Here is an 827-nt window from a genome sequence, read left to right on the forward strand (position 1 = left end):
GAGGTACTGGTGGTGGACCATCACCGTTCCAACCCCGGCTTCGGGACGCACCTGTTCCTGGATCCCGGGGCGGCCTCCACCGCGAGTATGGTCCTCGATGTACTCGAGGCCGGTCGCTATCCGGTCGACCCCGAGCTCGCGACGAGCCTCTACGCGGGTCTCGTCACCGACACCGGGTCCTTCCGGTGGGGTGGCGCGGGGTCGCACGACACGGCCCGGCGACTGCTCGCCGCGGGTGCGGAGGCCAGAGCGGTGGGATTCGCTCTGCTCGACGCGCATTCCTTCCCCTGGCTCCGAGTGCTGGGGGAACTGCTGAGCACGGCTCGCCTGGACCCCGGCGCGGTCGGGGGACGGGGGGTGGTCTGGCTGACGGTTCCCCACGAGGTCGTGGCGTCGGCGGACGAGGCGGACGTCGAGTCGCTCGTGTCCCACCTCCAGGGGGTGAGGGAGGCGCAGGTCGCGGTTCTCGTCAAGGAGATCCGCCCGGGAGAGTGCGCGGTATCACTGCGTTCCCGTCCCGGTCGCGGCGACAGTATCGATGTCTCGGCCGTCGCCTCGGCGCTCGGCGGGGGAGGGCACCCCGCTGCGGCCGGGTGCACCGTGCGCGGAGACGCCGCACGCGTCACGGCGAGGCTCCGTGAGCTCCTCGTCTGACCCGGGGCCTCGGCCCACCGCCCCGGAGATGGGCGTGGGGGATCTCGGACGCCGCCTGTGGTCGATCGCACTACCGGTCCTCCCGGTGCTGGCGGCCGAACCGATCTACCTGCTCGTCGACGGCATCGTCGTGGGCCGGCAGGGTCCCGAGGACCTCGCCGCGCTGGGTGTCG

At 72.4% G+C, this 827-nt stretch carries 1 protein-coding gene and 1 pseudogene; both read left to right on the top strand.

Annotated elements, in window-relative coordinates; genetic code table 11:
* The coding region (locus tag G6026_RS07395) for a DHHA1 domain-containing protein (RefSeq protein ID WP_241727975.1) at nt 1–654 on the top strand (654 nt) is incomplete at its 5' end.
* A 28-nt stretch (nt 655–682) separates the two neighbouring features.
* Nucleotides 683–827: pseudogene (locus G6026_RS07400) on the top strand (MATE family efflux transporter); the annotation flags it as partial.

Origin of the sequence: Dietzia sp. DQ11-38-2 (assembly GCF_014145055.1) — a bacterium.
GTDB lineage: Bacteria > Actinomycetota > Actinomycetes > Mycobacteriales > Mycobacteriaceae > Dietzia.